The sequence below is a fragment of the Haladaptatus sp. SPP-AMP-3 genome, from assembly GCF_049568665.1.
Taxonomy (GTDB): domain Archaea; phylum Halobacteriota; class Halobacteria; order Halobacteriales; family Haladaptataceae; genus Haladaptatus; species Haladaptatus paucihalophilus.
Genome location: NZ_CP145897.1, coordinates 2,174,582 through 2,191,611, shown reverse-complemented (window position 1 = coordinate 2,191,611; position 17,030 = coordinate 2,174,582). Strand labels below are relative to the sequence as shown.

The window sequence follows — 17,030 nt, the reverse complement described above, 5'->3', positions numbered from 1 at the left end:
CTTTTCAAACTCGTAGGGGGGACACCCACCCATGAAGCAGTACCTCGGGCTCGTCGAGGACGTCCTCCGGGACGGGACGTACAAGCCCAATCGAACCGGCGTGGACACGATTTCGACCTTCAGCCAGCACTACGAGATGGACCTGCGCGAGGGGTACCCCTTGCTGACCACGAAGAAGATGGACGGGTTCCGCTGGGACTCGATGCTCCACGAACTCCTCTGGTATCTCTCCGGCGAGGAGCACATCCGAAACCTCCGCGAGAAGACCGGCATCTGGAACGAGTGGGCCGACGAGGACGGCAACCTCGACACGGCCTACGGCCGATTTTGGCGACGGTTCCCGGTTCCCGAGGAGGGGTTGCCGGGCGAATCGTGGCCCGAGGCGGACCACCGCTGGATGAACGAGGACGGAACGTTCGACCAGATCGGGTACCTCATCGACGGCCTCGACGAGAATCCGAACTCACGACGCTTCGTCGTCTCCGCGTGGCACCCCGCGAACGCCGCCGTCTCGACGCTCCCGCCGTGTCACTACACCTTCGTCGTCAACGTGCAGGGCGACATGCTGAACCTCCACCTCACCCAGCGCTCGGGCGACGTGGCGCTCGGCATCCCGTTCAACGTCGCGGCCTACGCCCTGCTGGCGACGGTGCTCGCCCGCCAGACCGGGTTCGAGGTCGGCAAGTTCGCCCACACCATCGTCGACGCGCACGTCTACTGCGGCGAGGGCGACCGCGGCGAGTGGTACCGCGACAACCTCGAAGAACTCCAGACGCGCCTCGCCGACGTCAGCCAAAAGTCCGAGTACGAGAACGTCCGTTCGTGGCTCGAATCCGAAGCCCCCGAGGAGGAGACGGAGGCGATGGACCACGTGCCGGGCCTGCTGACCCAACTCTCGCGCACCCCGAAATCCCGGCCCGAAATCGAGGTGACGGCGGATTCCATCGACGAGTTGACCTACGACGACATCACGCTCCGGGAGTACGACGCCTACCCCGGCATCAAATTCAGCGTGGCCGAATGACCCGTCTCGTCTGCATCGCCGCGGTCGCCGAGAACGGCGTCATCGGACGCGACGGCGACATGCCGTGGCACTACTCGGCCGACTTGCGCCGCTTCAAGGAGACCACGATGGGCCATCCGGTCGTCATGGGACGGACGACCTACGAGAGCATCGCGGGGCAACTCGACGGCCCGCTTCCGGGTCGAACCAACGTCGTCTTGAGTCGGTCGAATCCCGACCTCACGGAGGAAGTCGTCCTCGTCCACAGCGTCGAGGAGGCGATGGAGACGGTCGAAGAACTGGACGACACAGCCTTCGTCATCGGCGGTGCGACGGTGTACGAGCAGTTCCTCCCGCACGCGGACGAGATGTTGCTCACCGAGATTCACGAGGCGTACGACGGCGACACCTACTTTCCCGAATGGGACCCGGAAGAGTGGACGGAAGTCGAACGGGACGAACGCGAGGAATTGGATTTCGTCCGATACGAGCGTTAAGTCGCCATCGCCCGGATTTTGTGGTCGATTCGGAACCGCACGACGGCGGCCGCGAACAGCATGGCGACGACCCACTTTGCGAGCGTCGGGACCAACGCTCGAACGCCGTCGGTACCGGTGAGGATGCCGAGAACCGTCGTTCCAACGATGGTCAGCAAGCCGAACAGCGCGACGCGTGTCGGTTCTTCGGGGCGGTAAGACAGACACAGCCACGTCGTCAAAAGTGTCGCGCCGAACCCGAGAAAGAACAGCGTATCGTAGTACGGACTATCGATTCCGACGACACCGAAGGTCGGAACCGTGAGAACCCACCCGGTTCCGCTGTAGTACCAAAAAGGGTCTGTGAGCGTGCCCATCTACGCCTCGCTTCCGCGCCACAGAATTTTCGGTTTCGCCCACGCGACGACCGCGCCGACGAGAAGGGCGACGACCCACGTGACGAGTAGCGTCGGTTGATTTTTCGTAACGTCTGCGGCCCCGAGAACCCACCAAAGAGAGAAGGTTGCCACCCAACTGGCGATTCCGAACAGCCACACCTGTCCGTACGAAACCGGGAGCATCCGGAGAGCGACGAGCACGCCGACGATGAGGCCCGGAACGTACACGAGAAGGTTGTCCACCCAACCGGGGCCACTCAGGAAGACTGCCCAGAGAAAGGAAAACGGCAGCGTGAGCATCAGCACGCTGCCGACGACGATGCCGACCTGTTCGAGGCGGCGGGGGAGGGACATACCGTATGGTTGTCAGGCTGAGGGTAAATGCTTTCTTCCCCGTTCACTGGGGCGACGGCGGCCCGATGGAGATGAGGTAGACGAGTCCGCCGATGACGATGCCGCCGAGCATGGTGACGACGACGTGGATGAAGGTGACGAATCCGGCCGTGCGCCACTTCAGGCGGAAAACGATGTGGAACAGCGAGACGTCCAGCGCGAGCGCGATGAGGACCACGAGCGGCGGGAAGTACTGTTGGAGGAGAAACGGCAGGGCGGCTATCGGCGGGCCGATGACGAGGGCGCGCCTGAACGGGATGCTCCCGAGGACGTTTCGCGCGGCGATGAACCCCGTCAACGAGAGGAACCCCGCCAACAGGAGGTACGTTCCGACGAGCGGCGTCAAGTCACCCAGCAGTGCCATACCCGTGGTTCCGGACCGAATCGGCTTGTGTATGGCGATGTCACTCCGGAACGATGGACCGCGAAAGGAAAGGAGATGAGACGTTATTCCAACAGACCGAGTTCTTCGAGACGGGAGACGATTTTGTCGACTGCCTGTTCGGCGTCCTCGGGCTTCTTGCCGCCGGTGATGACGAGTTTGCCGGAGCCGAACAGCAGAGCGACGACTTCGGGTTCGTCGAGGCGGTAGACGAGGCCGGGGAACTGCTCGGGTTCGTACTCGATGTTCTCCAGGCCGAGACCGATGGCGATGGCGTTGAGGTTCAGGTTGCGTCCGAGGTCCGCGCTCGTGACGATGTTCTGGACGACGATTTCGGGGTCGTCGTTGACCTGAATGTTGAGTTCACGAAGCTTGTCGAAGACGATTTCGAGACTCTCGTGGACGTCCGCGGTGCTCTTCGCGCCGGTGCAGACGATTTTGCCGGAGCGGAAGATGAGTGCGGCCGATTTGGGGTTCTGGGTACGGTAGACGAGACCGGGGAACTGCTCGGGGTCGTAATCCGCGCCCTCCAAGTCCATAGCGACGCTTTGGAGGTCGAGTTCCTGCCCGATGCCCGTCGAGGCGACCACGTTTTCAATGTTGATGGTTTCCTTGGGGTCGGTCATAGCGCGACTTAAATGACGTATTTAAGGTTTATAAAGGTTGGTAGTCCAGACTGACACGACGAAATCGGCCTTTATGAGCGAACGACGAACGAAATCCTGATGTAGGAGGTTCATCGCTCTGATTTTCGGTGTTTCGAATCGAATCCCGTCGATATTCCATGGCGCAGACCTTAACAGTGCGCCGCCCCAATCGGCGGGTAATGAGCGACGAGCGAAGTCACAAATTCTCTGAGGGGACAGGCTTTGACGACCCGTACGAAGGGTTCGATTTGGAGCCGCCGGAGCTCGAAGTGAACCCGGAAGAAGTGGACCCGGTTGACTCCCGCGTCGTCACCGACCTCCTCGACCAGCAGTCGATTCCGCGCGACAAGGTGTCGGTGGGTGACCTCATCGAGGTCGGCCTGAGCTACACGCGGATAAATCGCTTCGAAGAAGCGACGGAAACGTTCGAGCGCGCGGCGCGTTTCGCCGACGACGGGTCGCGTGAGGAACAGGAGGCGTGGACGAACAAGGGCGTCGCGCACGCCGAACTCGAAGAGTGGGACGAGGCCATCAGCGCGTACCGGGAATCCATCCACATCGACGACGACAGCGAACACGCCGCGACGGCGGAGACCAACCTCGCGTACGCACTTTGGGAGTCGGGACGGACCGAGCAGGCGCTCGAACACTCGGAGCGCGCGGTCGAAATCGACCAGCGCTTCCCGCAGGCGTGGTTCAACCGCGGGTTCTTCCTGCTCGAACGCGGCCTCGTGGAGGACGCGGTGAACTGCTTCGACAACGCGATTCGGCTCGGCTTCCGGAACGCGCACGTCATCGAGGAGAAGGCGCGCGCGCTGGAGGAACTGGGCGAGGACGAGGAAGCAGAGCGGCTCGCCGAGGAGGCGGAAGAAATGCGCAAGGAGGCGGAGGAAGAGCTGGTCCAGGAATGATACTCAAGGAGCGCGAGACCGGAGAGGGACTGTTGGTCGCGGTCTGCGACGACGACGTGCTCGGCGAGACCTTCGAGACGGGCGAGATGTCGTTTACCGTGACGGAGGAGTTCTACGGTGGCGACGAGGCCGACGAGGACGAAGTCGTCCACAGCCTCAACCGCGCCGACGTGGCGAACATCGTCGGCACCGACGCCGTGGCGCTCGCGGTCGAAGCCGGGTTCGTGAACGAGGCGAACGTCCTCGAACTGGATTCGACCCGGCACGCGCAGTTCTTGCGGATGTAGTCAGTCGAGGTACGCCGGAACGTTCACCGCGACCAGACAGAGCACGGACCCGACGACCGTTCCGACCGCGACCGACAGCAGTCCGGTATGAAACGCGATGGCGGCGAACGCGTGGAACACGCCGACGAACGTGAGGCCGAGAAATATCATGCTCGCGCCGAGCCGTCGTTTCGAAACCATGCCGAAACGGAGGGGTCGAAGCGACTTAATCCACACCGTCGTTCTCGTAACCAAATACGGTTTCGACGGCCTGTGAAGACCGAAGAAGTGTTCCCACTCGAAACCCAATTCCTACGCAATGGAATCACAGCAATCCGACGCGCTGGATGTGGAACGCATCCGTGATGATTTCCCGATTCTTCAGCGGGAGTTCAACGGCAATCAGGTGGTGTACCTCGACAACGCGGCGACCACCCAAACGCCCGAAGCCGTCATCGAGAGCATCAGCGACTACTACCGGAACTACAACGCGAACGTCCACCGCGGCATCCACCAGTTGAGCCAGGAGGCCTCCATCGCCTACGAGGAGGCCCACGACAAACTCGCCGAATTCATCGGCGCGAACGGCCGCGAGGAGATGGTGTTCACGAAGAACACGACCGAATCCGAGAACCTCGTCGCCTACGCGTGGGGACTCAACGAACTCGGCCCGGGCGATGAGGTCGTCCTGAGCGAGATGGAACACCACGCGTCGCTCGTGACGTGGCAACAGCTCGGGAAGAAAACCGGCGCGGACGTGAAGTACATCCCCGTGACCGACGAGGGCTACCTCGACATGGAAGCCGCGAAAGAGATGATCACCGACGACACCAAGATGGTCAGCGTCGTCCACGTCTCGAACACGCTCGGAACGACGAACCCCGTCGGCGAACTCGCGGATATTGCCCACGACCACGATTCCTACATCTTCGTGGACGGCGCGCAGGCGGTGCCGAACCGCCCCGTGGACGTGCAAGCCATCGACGCCGACTTCTACGCGTTCTCGGGCCACAAGATGGTCGGCCCGACCGGCATCGGCGGCCTGTACGGCAAGGAACACGTTCTGGAGGAGATGGACCCGTACCTCTACGGCGGCGACATGATTCGCAAGGTGACCTACGACGATTCGACGTGGGAGGACCTGCCGTGGAAGTTCGAGGCCGGAACGCCGAACATCGCGCAGGGAATCGGACTCGCGGCCGCCGTGGACTATCTGGAGGATATCGGCGTGGAGCGCGTCCAGCGCCACGAGGAGCAACTCGCCGAATACGCCTACGACCGCCTGACCGAGGAGGGCGACGTGGAGATTTACGGACCCCCGGCCGACGACCGCGGCGGCCTCGTCTCGTTCAACGTCGATGGCGTCCACGCCCACGACCTCTCCAGCATCCTCAACGACCACGCCGTCGCAATCCGTGCGGGCGACCACTGTACGCAACCGCTCCACGACAAACTCGGCATCGCGGCCTCCGCGCGGGCTTCCTTCTACATCTACAACACCCGCGAGGAAATCGACAAACTGGTCGAGGCCGTTGACGACGCCCGGCAGTTGTTCGCCCAATAAGCGGCGGCGATTTCGTTTTTCGAAGTTTTCGAACCACATCCCGGAGAGCGACGGCGATGCATCCGCTTTCGGGACGCGCGATGCGGACACCTGCGCCAGCGGTCGGCGCAGGTGTCCGCGTGCCCGGGGAGGTCAGGGGACGCCGAGGGCGGTTCGCGCAACTCGCGCGAACCGTCCGCATGCGGATGCGGTATGGACCCTAGCAGTCGAAGTCACGGGCGCCACGACGGCCGCATCGGAACGACGTACTCAAACGCACTCCGTTTCTCACCGTCGAAATCGTATCCTTCACATCGTTTTTATCGACGCCATCGAAACACCTCAGAAACGACATGTCACCGCGAACCCTCCCGGACGAGATTCGACCGCACGCCGAGGAGTACTTCGAAAACGTCGCACCCGCACACGACTGGCACCACGTCCAGCGGGTCGCCGCCCTCGCCGAAACGCTCGCCGCCGAGTACGACCCCGACGAGCGAATCCTCTTTTCGGCGGTGTGGTTGCACGACATCGGCCGGGGACGCGAGGACCGCGGCGAAATCGACGACCACGCCGAGTGGGGTGCCGAGGAGGCGGGCGAACTCCTCGACGGATTCGACGTGACGGATTCGGAAGTCGAGGCTGTCCAGCACTGCATTCGGGCACACCGCTTCTCGAACGACGTGGACGCCGAGACGCTGGAGGCGAAACTGCTGTCCGATGCCGACAACCTCGACGCTCTCGGTGCCGTCGGTATCGGGCGCGTCTTCTGCTACGGCGCGGAACACGACCAACCCATGCACGACCCCGACGTTCCCATCGAGGCCGACGAGACGCGTTCGGGCGCGACGTCGGTGAACCACTTCCACAAGAAAATCCTCCGACTCCCGGAGCGGATGTACACCGACGCGGGTAGACGCATGGCCGAAGAGCGCCGAGCGTTCGTGGAGGCGTTCGTCGAGCGGTTCGAAGCGGAAGCCGCGGGCGAACGCTGAGGCGGTCGTCGCCGGGACCGAAAGCGACAGAGGAGAACGGAAGCGGACAGAGGAGAACGGAAGCGGACGGAAAGGGGATGAAAACCGAACGAAAATCGAACACGTGCTGAAAGCTATTTCACACGTCCCGCCCATCTCCGGGCATGGACGCGGATGAACGGGACGTGTCCCCCGAGAAAGCCTTCTCTCTGCTCGGGAACGACACGCGAATCGAGATTATCCAAGCCCTCTGGGACGCCGACGACCCGCTGTCGTTCTCGGAACTGCACGACCGAGTGGGAATTCGAGACAGCGGACAGTTCAACTACCACCTGAACAAACTCGTCGGCCTGTTCGTCCGGCAGACGGACGAGAAGTACGAACCCACCTACGCTGGGTTTCGAATCATGGGCGCGATTCTCTCGGGGACGTACACCCAGCGCGCAGAAGCCGAGACGTTCGCGCTCGATACGTACTGTCCCGACTGCGGAACGGAACTCATCGCGGAGTACGAGGAGGAGACGGTTCGGGTCCGCTGTGAGACGTGCGAGCGGAACCGCTCGACGTTCGGGTTGCCGCCGGGGGCGTTCGAGGGGAGAAACGAGACGGAGTTACGGCAGACGTTCGAGCGCTGGCTCCTCAACGTGTTCTCGCTCATGGCCGACGGCGTGTGTCTGAACTGCTCCGGGAAGACGGTCGGGTCGCTCGTCACCGAGTCCGAGTACTTCGCCGACGAGCAGGAAGCGGGCATCGAATTCCTCTGTGAGCGCTGCGGGGACTACGCCGCCGGGAACGTCGGAACGTACCTCTTGGAGCACCCGGCGGTCGTCGCGTTCCACTACGACCACGGTATCGACCTCACGGACTACCCCGTGTGGGAACTCGAATGGCCACGTCCGGGGAACGCCCGAATCGTCTCCGAAGACCCGTTGCTGGTCGAATGCGTCATCGAACTCGACGGCGACGAACTCAGACTGAGCGTCGATGGAGAATTGACCGTCAGCGTCGAATAGACCAAATTCCCAACAGAACCTGCTTTCGGTCGTTTCAGCAACAGAAATGTAATTCTGGAATCATATATCCGTCCGCCGCTCCTGTCTCGGTTCATGCGTTCTCTATTCAGAAATCGGACCTTCACTCGGCTGTTCGTCGGTCGGTTGATAACGAACGCGGGGGACAGCGCGTACGCCGTCGCGGCGATGTGGCTCGCCTTCCAACTCGGCGGGTCGTCGTTTTACACCGGACTGGCCGGATTTCTCACCATGCTGCCACAGACGCTCCAGTTCCTCGCCGGTCCGCTGGTCGACCGGTGGCGAATCCGCCGGATTTTGGTCGCCACGCAAGTCGCGGAGGGCATCCTCGTTCTCTGTGTCCCCGTCGCGTACGTGATGGGGTGGCTCTCGGTCTGGGTCGTCCTCGTCGTGATGCCCGTCGTCTCGCTCATCAACCAGTTCGTCTACCCGGCGCAGCAGGCCGCCCTCCCGCGCGTCGTCGAGAAGGAGGACCTCGTGGAAGCCAACTCGGCGTTCTCGTTCGCCTACCAGGGCGTCGATTTCGCCTTCACCGCGCTCGGCGGCATCGTCGTCGCGCTGGTCGGCGCGATCGCGCTCTACGTCCTCGACTCCGTGACCTTCCTCGCCGCGACGCTCGTCTTCCTCGGCGTTCGAATCCCGCCCGCGGAAACCGATTCCGAACCGGAGACAGACGCGGATTCAGATGGGGAGACGAAGACGGGCGCAAATTCGGCTGGAGAGACGAATCCCACTCGATCCGAGGGTATCACCGCCGCCGTCGCGGCGTACCGAAGCCAACTCCTCGACGGCATCCAGTACGTTCGCGGGTCGGTGCTCGTCTGGATACTCGCCGGGAGCCTCGTCGTCAACGCGACCATCGGCAGCACCCTCGCAGTGCTGCCCGCCTACGCGCAGGCCAACGGCGGGTCGGACGCGTACGGCTTCCTCCTCGCCACGGTGGTCGGCGGGATGCTCGTCGGGTCGCTCGCCGCGACGCCGCTCAAGCGGTTTTCGCTCGCCAAACTGAGCATCGGCGGGTTCATCTTCAGCGGAATCACGTGGCTCGCCGCGGTCCTCATCGGCTGGTTTCCGGCGACGATGGCCCTGTTCTTCCTCGCGTGGATTCCGGTCGGCGCGACGAACGTCATCTTCGCGGCGATGATACAGTCCGTCGTCCCCGAGGAACTCATGGGCCGCGTGTCGTCGGTTCTGTCGAGCGTATCAGTCGGCGCGATGCCGCTCGGGTCCCTCCTCGGCGGCGTCGGCGGTGACGCTCTCGGAATTACACCGGTCATGGCGACTGCCGGGTTCGGGTTCCTGTGCATCGCGTTCTGTTGGGTGGCGCACCCGCTGCTCCGAGACATCGCGAAGGCCGACGAGTTGGACGCCGAGAAGTACGGCCTCACGACCGCGACAGGGGTCGAATCGTCGGAATCCTTTTAGGTGACTCTCTCTTACCCAGATTCAACTATGAGCATGGGTTCGGACATGTACCGGCAGCAGATTCTCGACCATTATCGGAACCCGCGAAACTACGGGGAGTTGGCCGACGCCCAGTTCAGCCACGAGGGAGTAAACCCCTCCTGTGGCGACGAACTGGAGTTCGACGTCTCCCTCGAAGACGACGGTGAAACCATCGAGCGCGTCGCGTTCCGCGGCGACGGCTGTGCCATCAGCCAAGCCAGCGCCAGCATGCTCTCCCAGAAGCTCCCCGGAATGAGTCTGGACGAAGTGGCGGCGATGGACCGTGACGACGTTATCGACATGCTGGGCGTCGAAATCAGCCCGATGCGCGTGAAATGCGCCGTTTTGGCCGAGAAAGTCGTCCAAGACGGAGCGGAGATTTACGAGGGCGAAAAGGACGAAGAGCGCACGACGACCGAAGACTAAACGGTTTTCTACCCACAATGGAGTCGATGGTGTGACCCATCGACTACTTTCTCGCCGGTTCCCGCCGCGTCTCCCGACCGAGAGCCTTTGCGATGGCGAGCACGAAGCCTAATCCCGCCTGAACCTCCGGGTCGCGAGTCGCACGGAGCAAGCCGACAACGCCGACGCGCTCCGGCGGCGATTCGGCGTCGCTGGCGTCGCCGACCGCCTGCAACACCGTCTCCATGCCCCGAACCGTGTCGGGGTCGGACGCCGTATCCGCGACCTCGCCGAGCGAACTCCCGGCATCGACGAGCGTGGATATCATCTCGTCGTCCAGAGCGCCCGACGCCAGCGGAAGGAGGTCTGCGAGCGCGGCGAGTTCGTCCAGAGTACCGCTCTTCTGCAGTCGTACCAGCGTCTCCAGGGCTTCTGTGAGTTCCGCCCCGTTCGCGCCGACCGATTCGGACAGTTCCACCGTCTCCTTCGTTGCGAGACCGTCCGCGGCCTCGGCGAGAGTTCCTCCCGTCCCGGCCAGTTCCGCGACCATCCGGTCGTCGAGGGCGGACGTTCCGACCTCAACCGCATCGAGGACGCCGTTTACCAGCCCGAGTCGTTCCATCAGGCGGGCGACTTCCTCCGGGTTCTCCTCTATCGCTGATTCGAGAGCGTCTCGGGCATCGTCCTGCGTTGTCTGTTCTGCCATCTCGGTCACCTCACAGGAGTCCCCGTGCGGTCAGCCAGTAGGACTCGTTGTACGAGAGCTTCGCCCAGTGGACGAACTTCGACGGGTCGCGGACCGTCGGCTGTCGGCCGTACTCGAACTCCACGAACGTCGCCTCGTCCATGCCCGATTCGATGAAACAGACCGTCTTGCCGTCGAATCTGGCCGTCGGGGTGTGGCCGCGGATCCGACTGGCGAGGCGGTCGGCGACGACGCCCGCCTCGTAGTGGGCGACGCTACCCGCCTTGCTCGTCGGCACGTCGGCGGTGTCGCCGATGGCGTAGACGTCCGCCGCGGCGTCCGCTTCGAGCGTCTCCTTATCGACCGGTACCCAGCCGTCGTCGCCGAGGCCGGACTCCTTGATGAGGTCGTCGCCGCTGTGGGGCGGAATGGCGACCAAGAGGTCGTAGTCCATCTCCGTGCCCTCCATCGTCCGAATGACCTTCTCCTCCGGGTCGACCTCATCCGCGTTGAAGAACGTCTCGACGTTGATGTCCCGCTTTTCGAGTTCCGGCGTCGCCCACTCGGCGATGGATTCGAGTCCGTGGGCGCGTCCGATGGGGTACGTGTACGTGATTTCGACGTCCTCGCGTCGTCCCCGTTCGCGGAGCCAGTCGTCGGCCATGAAGACGAACTCCAGCGGCGCGGCCGGGCACATGTGCGGGACGCCGATGACCGAGAGCACGAGGTGCCCACCGGTGAACGCGGCCAAGTCGTCGCGCAACGCCTCAGCCCCGTCGGGCCCGTAGAAGTGGTGTCCGCCCTCCTTCAGACCGGGGACGTCCTCCGGGGTGAGTTTCGCGCCGGTCGAGAGGACGAGATAGTCGTAGTCGAGCGTCGTCCCCCCGTCCTGACACGAGAGCCGTTTCTCGTCGGTGTCGATGGAGACGACCCGGTTGATTCGGAGTTCGACGCGGCTGTCGAGGAGTTCCGAAATCGGTCGGCGTGCCTCCTGAACCTCCCGTTTGCCGAAGGCCACGTAGAGATAGAGCGGCTTGTACACGTGGTCCGGGTCGTCGGTGACGAGCGTGACCTCGACGTCGCCCGCGTCTATCTCCGGCCCGAGTTCGTCGGCGAGTCGATTAGCGAGGACCGTCCCGCCGGTCCCGCCACCGACGATTGCGATTCGTTTCATGCTTTCTTCACGTAGAGGCTCCAGTAGCCGTCGTGGTCGACGGTATCGAGGTGTTCGTGTCCGGCCTTGTCCACCCACTCCGGGACGTCCTTTTTCGAGCCGCTGTCTTCCGTTTGTAGTTCGACGACGGTGCCCGAGTCCACGCTCTTTATCTTCCCGATGAGGTCCATCAGGGGGCCGGGGCAGGTCGCACCGCGCGCGTCGATCGTTACGTCGGGTTCGATTTCTGTTTCGCTCATTGTAATCACCAGTTTAGACGAATATGACGTTCTTGTCCTGTGCTCGTTCGAGGAATCCGGCGACGCCGAGTTCGGCGTCGAAGACGTCCACGTAGTCGTCGAGCGTGTTTCCGAGCAGGTCCATCGCCATCGTGCAGGCGTACACCGTCATCGGACCGAGGTCCTTCGCCTGTTCGAGTTGGTCGGTGAACAGGGGAACCTGAACGTCCGAAGCGCTCATCATCGCCTCGGCGACGCGGCCGCCTTTGAAGTCATTCCGTTCGACGGTCTCCGTCTCGAACGCGTTGAGCGCGTTCATCGTTACGAAAACCTCGACCGGAATGTCGGACGCCGCGGCGATGGACCCGATCATGCTCGCCGCCTGAATTTTTTCTATGTCCTCGGACGCGAGGACGATTGCATAGCCGTTCATGTGCTCACCACACCTGAAGAGACGCGACGCACAGGCATAATATTGTGATGCTATTCCAAAATCGTGAGAACTAGATTCGAAGACATGTTCACGGATAATACGAGGACAGATCGAAATGAACCAGAGAGGAACGGTGAAGACGGATATACTCGGGGGCAGCCGATATCATCGAACGCTGCTCGATGATTTCAACCGCTCTTCGGATAGTCGATTGTGCGAGAAAAGCTCAAAATAATCGGACGGTTATTCCGGCTTCAGACCGCCGTCCTGCACGCGCATGACGGCCTCGCCGTCCGCGAGGTTCGGCGCGTCGACGAGTCGGACGATACGCTTGTCGCCCTTCGATTTTCGGAGGTACATCCGGAACGTCGATTTGTGGCCGAGGATGTTGCCACCGATGGGCTGGGTCGGGTCGCCGAAGAACGAGTCGGGGTTGGACGAAACCTGATTCGTCACGACGACGGCGGTGTTGTACAGGTTGCCCACCTTGTCGATGTCGTGGAGGTGTTTGTTGAGTTTCTGCTGGCGGGTAGCGAGCTGTCCACGACCGACGTATTCGGCGCGGAAGTGGGCGGTAAGGCTGTCGATACAGACCAGTCGGACGGGCCAGTCGCTGTCCTCGTGTTCGCCCGCGAGTTCCTGTGCCTTCTCCGCGAGGAGCATCTGGTGGTTGGAGTTGAACGCCTTTGCGACGTGGATTTTGTCGAGGATGTCGGCGACGAGTTCCTCCATCGCTTCCTCGTCGTCCGGCGACCCGTCGATTTCGCGGTCGTCCATGGTGGCCTGAATGGCCTCGTCCGGCAGACCCCGAACCATGTCGTCGATACGTTCGGGGCGGAACGTGTCTTCAGAGTCGATGAAGATGACGCTGCCGTGGAGACCGCCCTGTTCGGGCGGCAGTTGGACGTTCACCGAAAGCTGGTGGGTGATCTGGGATTTCCCCGCACCGAACTCGCCGTACACTTCGGTGATGGATTGGGTCTCGACGCCGCCGCCGAGCAACTCGTCCACCTCGTCTATCTGCCAGCTGAGCTTGCCGATTCGCTCGCGTCGTTCGAGCACCTGCGAACCGGTTTCGAATCCGCCGATGTCGGCCTCCTTTCGGGCGGCCTGAATGATGTCGGCGGACGTGCTCTCGCCGACGTCGGCGGTGTTGCTGAGTTCGCCGGGACTCGCAACCGCGAGGCTCTGATAGGAATCGAATCCCGCGTCACGGAGTTTTTCTGCTGTCGCTGGACCAACGCCGGGGAGTGCTTCGAGGTCTACGTCTGCCATTGTACTCCTGCCTTGTTCCCGTCATCATATAAACCCCCGTTAACAGCGGGGTGAAAGTGAAACTGACGACCGGTGTCAGGGTATCCGAATCGGAAGGGAAGCCTTTAGATACGAAAAGGAAGTCGCGTGAGGGTTATTCCCACGGATGCTTGCTCGCGTGGTCCGGCCAGAGCGGATACCAGTACTGTTCGTCGGACTCGATTTCGAGTTCACCGTCCATGTTGCTCCGGAGTTTGAACTCGGCCGCCGAGTCGCGCTCGTGGCCGCGCTTCGGCGCGAAAGGATAGTAGGCCCCGCGGCGGAAGGAGTACACCCAGTAGACGTAGTTGCCGTCCCGCTGGAAGCCGAAAATAGCGGCGAGGAGACGCGACCCGTAGCCCTCCTCAACGAACGTGTCCGCCGCGAAGTGAAGGCTCGTCACGAGGTCTTCAGGGTCGTCGTCTTCGAGAACGAACCACGAGTAACCGTGATTGTCCACGTGCGCGGTCGCCTCGGTTCCGGTCTCCTCCTTTCCGGCTTCGAGGATGGCGTGCACTTCGTCCACCGCATCCTGAAAGTCGGTGCTATCGACTTCCGAGAAACAGAGCGCCGCCTGCCCGACCGATTCGTAGCCGAGGTCGGCTTCCATCGTGACGTAGGCCGTGCTCATCCCGAAGAGGTCTTCGGGGTCGGCCTCGCGTCCCGCGTCCGTCTCAGCGCGGATGCCGAGCACCTCACGGATACCGTCGAATAATCCCATATCGAGGTGTACGAAGTCGGTGCGGAAAAAGGGAGGCGATACTTATGTGGCAGTTAATAAAGAGTATCGAGACCGTCCGTGAAACCGATGGGAACGCATTCCCGACGCCGGTTTCTCGAACTGGCAGGTGCTGGCACCGCCGTCGCGCTCGCGGGGTGTTCGAGCGCCCCGAGCGACGCCGAAGGTGCCGACGCCTCCACGACGGAAACCGAGACGACAGAGACGACGACCGAGACGGACGACGGAACCACGGAAGACGCTTCCAACGACATCACAATGAGTTCAGTATTCCACTTCAGCGAAGGGGACGACCACCAGAAACACGCAGTGGCGAACGTCGCCAACCTGTTGAACGACGATTCGACGGACACGGAGACCATCGCGCTCGTCGCCAACGGCGTGGGCGTCAAACTCCTCTCGGCCGACTCCACCCAAGCCGAGACAGTGGAATCGCTCGCAAGGAAGGGCGTGAAGTTCAAGGCGTGTCACAACAGCATGGAGAAACTCAACTACGCGAAAGAGGACCTCCTCGAAGGGGTCGAAGTCGTCCCCGCGGGCGTCGGTGAACTCACGAAACTACAGGCCAAAGAGGGATACGTCTACATCAAGACGCCGTAGCGTCAGTAGGACTCCATCTCGCGTTCCATATCGCGGAGTCGCTCGACCCGCGCCTCGGTGCTCGGGTGCGTGCTGAACAGCTTGCTGATGAAGCCTGCTTTTGCGGGGATGATGAAGAACGCGTTCATCTCCGACGTCTCGCGCAGGTCCTCCTGTGGCACCCGGTCCATCCCGCCGTCGATGGTCAGCAGGGCGGACGCGAGCGCGGACGGCTTGCCCGTAATCGTCGCCCCGCCGCGGTCGGCGGCGAACTCGCGGTAGCGCGAGAGCGCGCGGATGAGGAAGTAGCTGATAATCCACACCACGAGCGACGCGAGGATGGCGACGAAGACGGGAACCTGATTCCCGTCCCGACTGTTGCGGCCGCCGCCGAACAGCCAGCCCCAGCGAACAATCATGAACGCGATGGTCGAGAGGAACGACGCGATGGTCATCACCATCACGTCCCGGTTCTTGACGTGGGCGAGTTCGTGGGCCAGCACGCCCTCTAGCTCCTCCTGATTCAGCGTCTGGAGCAGTCCCGTCGTCACGCAGACGGCGGAGTTCTTCTGGGACCGTCCGGTCGCAAAGGCGTTCGGGACGCGCGTGTCGGCGACGGCCACCTTCGGCTTCGGCAGGTCAGCCTGCTGGCAGAGCCGACTGATAGTCGCGTGGAGGTCCGGCCGCTCGTCTTCGCTCACTTCGTGGGCACCCATGCTCCACAGCGCCAGTTTATCGCTGAAGAAGAGCTGGCTGATTCCGAATACAACGACGCCGATGAGTAACATAGGGGCGAACCGACTACCACTGAAGACCGTAGTCAGCGCTCCGATGAACACGATGTACAGCGCGAACAGGAGGAACATCGTGAGACCCATCCGGGCTCGAAGTCCCCAATCTGCCTTCCATTTCATGCTTCAGTCTAGGCATTCCGACCGTTTAAAGATTCGTCGTCGTGTGCGGATATGTAGCAATCGGGGAAGAGGGAGTTTTCTCCGACCGATAGAACCATAACGAAAGTTAAAATTTCAGTTTCGCTGAGGCCGGAACGCTTACCCCCGGAGGCGGAATAAGGGGCGTATGTTCTCGTTTGAACCGGCGAGGGTATCTCGATGACCGGTACGGTCGTCTTAGCCGGTAGTCTCAACCGTTCTGGCCGATGGCTCGCCAAACACCTCGCCGAACGAGGATGGGACGTCACTTGTCTCGGTCTTTCTCGGTCGAACTGGGAACTCGGAGGATATCGGGAGCTCTCGTTTCGTGCGGCGGATTTGACCGATCAGGTCGAAACCGCGGAGGCGATTTCGACGGAGAATCCCGATGCGGTCGTTCACTGGGCGACGCTGCCGTCGCCGGAGCGCCACGCGGGGATGCGCATCTTCGAAAACAACGTCGTCGGGGCCTACAACGTGTTCACCGCGGCGGGGCGAACGAACGCCCGAATCGCGTGGGCGTCGAACGAGAGCGCCTACGGCTTCCAACTCGCGGGCGAACCGACCCTCCCCGAGTACTTACCGCTGGACGAGGAACACCCGCTTCGACCCGAAGACCCGTACGGGACCTCGAAAGTCGTCGGCGAACAAATCGGAGGCATGGTCGCCCGTCGATACGACGTTCCGGTCGCGTCGATGCGCGGGTCGTGGGTGCAGTTTCCCGACGAGTACGACTGTCTCGACGCGCGCGACAACCTCGCAACGGGCGCGGGGAACTTCTGGTCCTACGTGGACGTTCGGGACGTCGTGACGGCCATCGAACGCGCCATCACGGCGGACTTCGATGGTCACGAACCCTTCATCGTCTCGGCGGCCGACAACTACCTCGACGAACCCATCGAAGACGCCCTCGTCGAGTTCTTCGGCGGAGTCCCGGAACGGTGTGACATCGCCGGAACCGACTCGGCCTTCTCGACCGCGAAAGCCGAGTCGATGCTCGGTTGGGAGCCGACCCACTCGTGGCGCGATGCCGTGGACGATGACGAGTTCGTCCTGTCGTGAGCCTTCTACAGGCTTAAAAGCGCGAACGACATAGAACCGT

Annotated in this window: 23 protein-coding genes; 11 read left to right on the top strand and 12 right to left on the bottom strand. The window is 62.4% G+C overall.

The genetic code is table 11. The features are described 5' to 3' along the window. Positions 1 to 31: 31 nt before the first annotated feature. Complete coding sequence (gene thyA, locus V5735_RS12165; protein ID WP_423743763.1) at positions 32 to 1,024, top strand: thymidylate synthase; 993 nt, start codon at positions 32 to 34, stop codon at positions 1,022 to 1,024. Continuing rightward, on the top strand, positions 1,021 to 1,500 hold the full coding sequence (locus V5735_RS12160; protein ID WP_423743762.1) for a dihydrofolate reductase: 480 nt from the start codon (positions 1,021 to 1,023) through the stop codon (positions 1,498 to 1,500). The genes thyA and V5735_RS12160 overlap by 4 nt, the downstream gene beginning before the upstream one ends. Here V5735_RS12160 and V5735_RS12155 read toward each other — a convergent pair. From V5735_RS12155 to V5735_RS12140, 4 genes are all read right to left on the bottom strand, one after another. After that, positions 1,497 to 1,856, bottom strand: coding sequence for a hypothetical protein (locus V5735_RS12155; protein WP_423743761.1), 360 nt, complete (start codon positions 1,854 to 1,856; stop codon positions 1,497 to 1,499). The genes V5735_RS12160 and V5735_RS12155 overlap by 4 nt on opposite strands. Beyond that, positions 1,857 to 2,231 carry a hypothetical protein gene (locus V5735_RS12150; RefSeq protein WP_423743760.1) on the bottom strand — a complete coding sequence of 125 codons (375 nt, stop codon included), beginning with the start codon at positions 2,229 to 2,231 and terminating at the stop codon, positions 1,857 to 1,859. It lies immediately after the preceding gene. A 43-nt stretch (positions 2,232 to 2,274) separates the two neighbouring features. After that, positions 2,275 to 2,634: a DUF7473 family protein gene (locus V5735_RS12145; protein ID WP_423743759.1), complete on the bottom strand. Its 360-nt coding sequence runs from the start codon at positions 2,632 to 2,634 to the stop codon at positions 2,275 to 2,277. Positions 2,635 to 2,717: 83 nt separating this feature from the next. Next, on the bottom strand, positions 2,718 to 3,278 hold the full coding sequence (locus V5735_RS12140) for a TATA-box-binding protein (RefSeq protein ID WP_007976369.1): 561 nt from the start codon (positions 3,276 to 3,278) through the stop codon (positions 2,718 to 2,720). Positions 3,279 to 3,478: 200 nt separating this feature from the next. On the opposite strand from V5735_RS12140, the gene V5735_RS12135 reads away from it, so the two are divergent. Together V5735_RS12135 and V5735_RS12130 are read left to right on the top strand one after the other, a co-directional pair. Beyond that, positions 3,479 to 4,210, top strand: coding sequence for a tetratricopeptide repeat protein (locus V5735_RS12135; RefSeq protein ID WP_423743758.1), 732 nt, complete (start codon positions 3,479 to 3,481; stop codon positions 4,208 to 4,210). Further along, positions 4,207 to 4,497, top strand: a complete 291-nt coding sequence (locus V5735_RS12130; protein ID WP_007976365.1) for a DUF424 domain-containing protein — start codon at positions 4,207 to 4,209, stop codon at positions 4,495 to 4,497. Before V5735_RS12135 ends, V5735_RS12130 begins: the two co-directional genes overlap by 4 nt. On the opposite strand, the gene V5735_RS12125 is transcribed toward V5735_RS12130, so the two are convergent. Next, on the bottom strand, positions 4,498 to 4,677 hold the full coding sequence (locus V5735_RS12125) for a hypothetical protein (protein WP_423743757.1): 180 nt from the start codon (positions 4,675 to 4,677) through the stop codon (positions 4,498 to 4,500). Positions 4,678 to 4,795: 118 nt separating this feature from the next. Between V5735_RS12125 and V5735_RS12120 the strand changes: the two genes are divergently transcribed. The 5 genes from V5735_RS12120 to sufU all read left to right on the top strand — a co-directional run bounded on the left by V5735_RS12120 (position 4,796) and on the right by sufU (position 9,896). Continuing rightward, complete coding sequence (locus tag V5735_RS12120) at positions 4,796 to 6,040, top strand: aminotransferase class V-fold PLP-dependent enzyme (RefSeq protein ID WP_423743756.1); 1,245 nt, start codon at positions 4,796 to 4,798, stop codon at positions 6,038 to 6,040. Positions 6,041 to 6,372: 332 nt separating this feature from the next. Beyond that, positions 6,373 to 7,014 carry an HD domain-containing protein gene (locus V5735_RS12115; protein WP_423743755.1) on the top strand — a complete coding sequence of 214 codons (642 nt, stop codon included), beginning with the start codon at positions 6,373 to 6,375 and terminating at the stop codon, positions 7,012 to 7,014. Between the two features lie 143 nt (positions 7,015 to 7,157). After that, positions 7,158 to 8,006 (top strand): ArsR/SmtB family transcription factor, encoded by an 849-nt coding sequence (locus tag V5735_RS12110; RefSeq protein ID WP_423743754.1) that lies wholly within the window; start codon positions 7,158 to 7,160, stop codon positions 8,004 to 8,006. A gap of 93 nt (positions 8,007 to 8,099) precedes the next feature. Further along, entirely contained in the window at positions 8,100 to 9,449 is a 1,350-nt protein-coding gene (locus tag V5735_RS12105; RefSeq protein WP_423743753.1) for an MFS transporter, read from the top strand. Positions 9,450 to 9,476: 27 nt separating this feature from the next. Further along, a complete protein-coding gene (sufU, locus tag V5735_RS12100; protein ID WP_007976353.1) occupies positions 9,477 to 9,896 on the top strand; it encodes a Fe-S cluster assembly sulfur transfer protein SufU in 420 nt (139 codons plus the stop codon). Between the two features lie 43 nt (positions 9,897 to 9,939). Here the strand turns inward: sufU and V5735_RS12095 are convergent, their stop codons facing one another. The 6 genes from V5735_RS12095 to pspAB all read right to left on the bottom strand — a co-directional run bounded on the left by V5735_RS12095 (position 9,940) and on the right by pspAB (position 14,399). Then, positions 9,940 to 10,581: a DUF1641 domain-containing protein gene (locus V5735_RS12095; protein ID WP_423743752.1), complete on the bottom strand. Its 642-nt coding sequence runs from the start codon at positions 10,579 to 10,581 to the stop codon at positions 9,940 to 9,942. Positions 10,582 to 10,591: 10 nt separating this feature from the next. Beyond that, a complete protein-coding gene (locus tag V5735_RS12090; RefSeq protein ID WP_423743751.1) occupies positions 10,592 to 11,734 on the bottom strand; it encodes an NAD(P)/FAD-dependent oxidoreductase in 1,143 nt (380 codons plus the stop codon). Beyond that, positions 11,731 to 11,973: a sulfurtransferase TusA family protein gene (locus V5735_RS12085; protein ID WP_069450976.1), complete on the bottom strand. Its 243-nt coding sequence runs from the start codon at positions 11,971 to 11,973 to the stop codon at positions 11,731 to 11,733. Before V5735_RS12085 ends, V5735_RS12090 begins: the two co-directional genes overlap by 4 nt. 13 nt (positions 11,974 to 11,986) lie before the next feature. Then, a complete protein-coding gene (locus V5735_RS12080; RefSeq protein WP_423743750.1) occupies positions 11,987 to 12,385 on the bottom strand; it encodes a DsrE/DsrF/DrsH-like family protein in 399 nt (132 codons plus the stop codon). Positions 12,386 to 12,628: 243 nt separating this feature from the next. Next, on the bottom strand, positions 12,629 to 13,660 hold the full coding sequence (radA, locus tag V5735_RS12075; RefSeq protein ID WP_007976343.1) for a DNA repair and recombination protein RadA: 1,032 nt from the start codon (positions 13,658 to 13,660) through the stop codon (positions 12,629 to 12,631). A 133-nt stretch (positions 13,661 to 13,793) separates the two neighbouring features. Further along, positions 13,794 to 14,399 (bottom strand): PspA-associated protein PspAB, encoded by a 606-nt coding sequence (pspAB, locus tag V5735_RS12070; protein ID WP_423743749.1) that lies wholly within the window; start codon positions 14,397 to 14,399, stop codon positions 13,794 to 13,796. An 87-nt stretch (positions 14,400 to 14,486) separates the two neighbouring features. Between pspAB and V5735_RS12065 the strand changes: the two genes are divergently transcribed. Beyond that, positions 14,487 to 15,017, top strand: a complete 531-nt coding sequence (locus V5735_RS12065) for a DsrE family protein (protein WP_423743748.1) — start codon at positions 14,487 to 14,489, stop codon at positions 15,015 to 15,017. 2 nt (positions 15,018 to 15,019) lie between these two features. On the opposite strand, the gene htpX is transcribed toward V5735_RS12065, so the two are convergent. Further along, positions 15,020 to 15,910, bottom strand: a complete 891-nt coding sequence (gene htpX, locus V5735_RS12060) for a zinc metalloprotease HtpX (protein ID WP_423743747.1) — start codon at positions 15,908 to 15,910, stop codon at positions 15,020 to 15,022. A 198-nt stretch (positions 15,911 to 16,108) separates the two neighbouring features. Between htpX and V5735_RS12055 the strand changes: the two genes are divergently transcribed. Then, on the top strand, positions 16,109 to 16,990 hold the full coding sequence (locus tag V5735_RS12055; RefSeq protein WP_423743746.1) for an NAD-dependent epimerase/dehydratase family protein: 882 nt from the start codon (positions 16,109 to 16,111) through the stop codon (positions 16,988 to 16,990). The last annotated feature ends 40 nt before the right edge of the window (positions 16,991 to 17,030 follow it).

Bases quoted from the DNA above. Each gene is read 5' to 3' on its own strand.
- pspAB (WP_423743749.1), bottom strand. From the start codon at position 14,399: ATGGGATTATTCGACGGTATCCGTGAGGTGCTCGGCATCCGCGCTGAG.
- htpX (WP_423743747.1), bottom strand. From the start codon at position 15,910: ATGAAATGGAAGGCAGATTGGGGACTTCGAGCCCGGATGGGTCTCACG.
- V5735_RS12090 (WP_423743751.1), bottom strand. From the start codon at position 11,734: ATGAAACGAATCGCAATCGTCGGTGGCGGGACCGGCGGGACGGTCCTC.
- V5735_RS12055 (WP_423743746.1), top strand. From the start codon at position 16,109: ATGACCGGTACGGTCGTCTTAGCCGGTAGTCTCAACCGTTCTGGCCGA.
- V5735_RS12115 (WP_423743755.1), top strand. From the start codon at position 6,373: ATGTCACCGCGAACCCTCCCGGACGAGATTCGACCGCACGCCGAGGAG.
- thyA (WP_423743763.1), top strand. From the start codon at position 32: ATGAAGCAGTACCTCGGGCTCGTCGAGGACGTCCTCCGGGACGGGACG.
- V5735_RS12145 (WP_423743759.1), bottom strand. From the start codon at position 2,634: ATGGCACTGCTGGGTGACTTGACGCCGCTCGTCGGAACGTACCTCCTG.
- V5735_RS12085 (WP_069450976.1), bottom strand. From the start codon at position 11,973: ATGAGCGAAACAGAAATCGAACCCGACGTAACGATCGACGCGCGCGGT.
- V5735_RS12150 (WP_423743760.1), bottom strand. From the start codon at position 2,231: ATGTCCCTCCCCCGCCGCCTCGAACAGGTCGGCATCGTCGTCGGCAGC.
- V5735_RS12125 (WP_423743757.1), bottom strand. From the start codon at position 4,677: ATGGTTTCGAAACGACGGCTCGGCGCGAGCATGATATTTCTCGGCCTC.
- V5735_RS12110 (WP_423743754.1), top strand. From the start codon at position 7,158: ATGGACGCGGATGAACGGGACGTGTCCCCCGAGAAAGCCTTCTCTCTG.
- V5735_RS12130 (WP_007976365.1), top strand. From the start codon at position 4,207: ATGATACTCAAGGAGCGCGAGACCGGAGAGGGACTGTTGGTCGCGGTC.
- V5735_RS12105 (WP_423743753.1), top strand. From the start codon at position 8,100: ATGCGTTCTCTATTCAGAAATCGGACCTTCACTCGGCTGTTCGTCGGT.
- V5735_RS12065 (WP_423743748.1), top strand. From the start codon at position 14,487: ATGGGAACGCATTCCCGACGCCGGTTTCTCGAACTGGCAGGTGCTGGC.
- V5735_RS12080 (WP_423743750.1), bottom strand. From the start codon at position 12,385: ATGAACGGCTATGCAATCGTCCTCGCGTCCGAGGACATAGAAAAAATT.
- sufU (WP_007976353.1), top strand. From the start codon at position 9,477: ATGAGCATGGGTTCGGACATGTACCGGCAGCAGATTCTCGACCATTAT.
- V5735_RS12135 (WP_423743758.1), top strand. From the start codon at position 3,479: ATGAGCGACGAGCGAAGTCACAAATTCTCTGAGGGGACAGGCTTTGAC.
- V5735_RS12160 (WP_423743762.1), top strand. From the start codon at position 1,021: ATGACCCGTCTCGTCTGCATCGCCGCGGTCGCCGAGAACGGCGTCATC.
- V5735_RS12140 (WP_007976369.1), bottom strand. From the start codon at position 3,278: ATGACCGACCCCAAGGAAACCATCAACATTGAAAACGTGGTCGCCTCG.
- radA (WP_007976343.1), bottom strand. From the start codon at position 13,660: ATGGCAGACGTAGACCTCGAAGCACTCCCCGGCGTTGGTCCAGCGACA.
- V5735_RS12120 (WP_423743756.1), top strand. From the start codon at position 4,796: ATGGAATCACAGCAATCCGACGCGCTGGATGTGGAACGCATCCGTGAT.
- V5735_RS12095 (WP_423743752.1), bottom strand. From the start codon at position 10,581: ATGGCAGAACAGACAACGCAGGACGATGCCCGAGACGCTCTCGAATCA.
- V5735_RS12155 (WP_423743761.1), bottom strand. From the start codon at position 1,856: ATGGGCACGCTCACAGACCCTTTTTGGTACTACAGCGGAACCGGGTGG.